This window comes from Paraglaciecola sp. (genome assembly GCF_030730205.1).
In the GTDB taxonomy this organism is placed as follows: domain Bacteria; phylum Pseudomonadota; class Gammaproteobacteria; order Enterobacterales; family Alteromonadaceae; genus Paraglaciecola.
The window spans coordinates 1-2,020 of the sequence record NZ_JANQVQ010000265.1 but is presented as its reverse complement, the minus strand read 5'-3'; the positions used below and the strand labels follow the sequence as shown (position 1 = coordinate 2,020).

General features: G+C 45.1%; 2 protein-coding genes. Both read left to right on the top strand.

Going from position 1 to position 2,020, the window contains the following annotated elements; genetic code table 11:
- Positions 1-201 precede the first annotated feature (201 nt).
- A complete protein-coding gene (locus tag NWQ57_RS17340; RefSeq protein ID WP_306023430.1) occupies positions 202-606 on the top strand; it encodes a LexA family transcriptional regulator in 405 nt (134 codons plus the stop codon).
- Positions 606-1,871 carry a Y-family DNA polymerase gene (locus NWQ57_RS17335; protein WP_306023429.1) on the top strand — a complete coding sequence of 422 codons (1,266 nt, stop codon included), beginning with the start codon at positions 606-608 and terminating at the stop codon, positions 1,869-1,871. Before NWQ57_RS17340 ends, NWQ57_RS17335 begins: the two co-directional genes overlap by 1 nt.
- Positions 1,872-2,020 lie beyond the last annotated feature (149 nt).

The following is a 2,020-nucleotide window of genomic DNA, read 5'->3' as shown; positions in this document are numbered from 1 at the left end:
AGATGTTATTCCGCAGCTGTTGTTGCTAGATGGCAAGGATAGATAGTAACACTTTGTTAAATTGACTATCTCACCAAAACCGAAAGCTCATTCATCAAATTACAGGCAAATCATAAGCGTAAATTTTACATCACGCCTTCTTACTTCAAAGCTATTAAACAACTCGTGACAGCACATTAATACTGTATATAATAACAGTATATGTTGAAATTCATTCCTATAAAAGCCCATGCAGGCATTGTTGGTTTTGAGTCTCCAGCCACTGAGTACACTCAGCTCGGACTTGATTTAGACCAACTTCTTATTGACCACCCATCGGCTACGTATATCGGTGTGGCTGATGGTGAGTCGATGAAAGGTGACGGTATCTTTTCCGGTGACTTGCTTATTGTCGACCGCGCTCAGACTATCAAAGATCAAGATGTGGTTGTTGCCAATCTTAACGGCGTTTTTGTCTGCAAAAAAATAGACAAGGTACAGCGATGTTTAATGTCATCAGGCCGCGGCTTTCCGCCTTACTTCTTGCGTGAAGGCGACGAGTTTCAAATCGAAGGGGTAGTCACGCGTTCAATCAGATTGCATCGCCCGTTTAAAAAGAAGCTTTGATGTACGCTCTTTGTGATGTCAACAGCATGTACGCGAGCTGTGAAAAAGTCTTTAACCCCGCTATACGGAACAAGCCTGTTGTTGTGCTGACCAACAACGATGGCTGTATTTGTGCAGCGTGCGGTATTGCTAAGCGTATGGGAATTGGTAAGAAGTTCGTCCCCTACTTTCAAGTCAAAGAGGCACTTGATAAAGCGGGGGCAGTAATACGGTCGAGTAACTATGAACTCTATGCCGATTTGAGTCAGCGGATGATGGATACGTGTGCCCGCTTCGCGCCTGACATCAATGTATACTCGATTGATGAGTGCTTTTTGTATTATGGTAAAGGCAGCTCTGCGCCCCCTCAAGGCTGGGACGCTCTAGCAACAGCCATTCGAAAAACGGTATGGCGAGAAGTGAGATTACCTATCGGCATTGGTATGGGTCTGACACCTACGCTTGCTAAGGCGGCCAATCATGCATCGAAGCGAATAGAGGGTTTTAATGGCGTGGCCGTTATCGATAGTGAAGTGAAGCGAAAGCTTATTTTGTCACATATGGGAGTGACCGATGTATGGGGTGTCGGCAATCGATTAGGCAGGCGCTTAAACGTCATGGGCATTCAAACCGCGTGGGATTTAGCCAATCAAAATCCAACAAAAATAAGAAAAGACTTTTCTATCTTAGTTGAGGGCACTGTACGGGAGCTAAACGGCGAAGTCCGTCATAGTTGGGATGGCGTCAGAGCAGCAAAAAAAGAGATATACAGTACCCGCAGTTTTGGTCAACGCATAACTGATGCAACTCAATTACACAGTGCCCTAGCCTCGCACGCTGAAGTTGTGGCAAGCAAACTACGACGACAAAAAAGTTTAACCAGCGCAATGAGCGTTTTTGCAAGTAGCTCCCCCCATGACAGTGAAGGTTTTTTTAGCAAGTCATACTTTCACCGATTCACGGTACCAACCAATGACACACGAAATATTATCAATGTGACGCAGGCGGCCATGCAGACACTCTTTAAACCCGGCATCAGGTACTATCGCTGCGGTGTAGGTTTAGTGGATTTGCACAGAGAGGAATTGTTCCAGCACGACCTATTTGATCAATCGACCGATAGTCCAAAATTAATGTCCTGTATCGACACCATCAATGCGCGATTTGGCCGCTCGACCGTGCACATTGCGGCAAAAGGGTTTGAGCAAAAATTTGCAATGCGGCGAGAGTTTTTATCACCGCAATACACAACCCGATGGAGCGATATTCCCAAGATTATTTGTTAGGCAAACCGGGGGAAAAGCGTTAAGTTAATTGGGCTTACATACCGTCTAAAAAATCGGGAGATAACAAAATGAATGACAGTGAAATGCTTTTCGTGGCAACAATGGCCCTAGCCTTCTTAGTGGTTGGCTTATTGGCGATATATGCACAT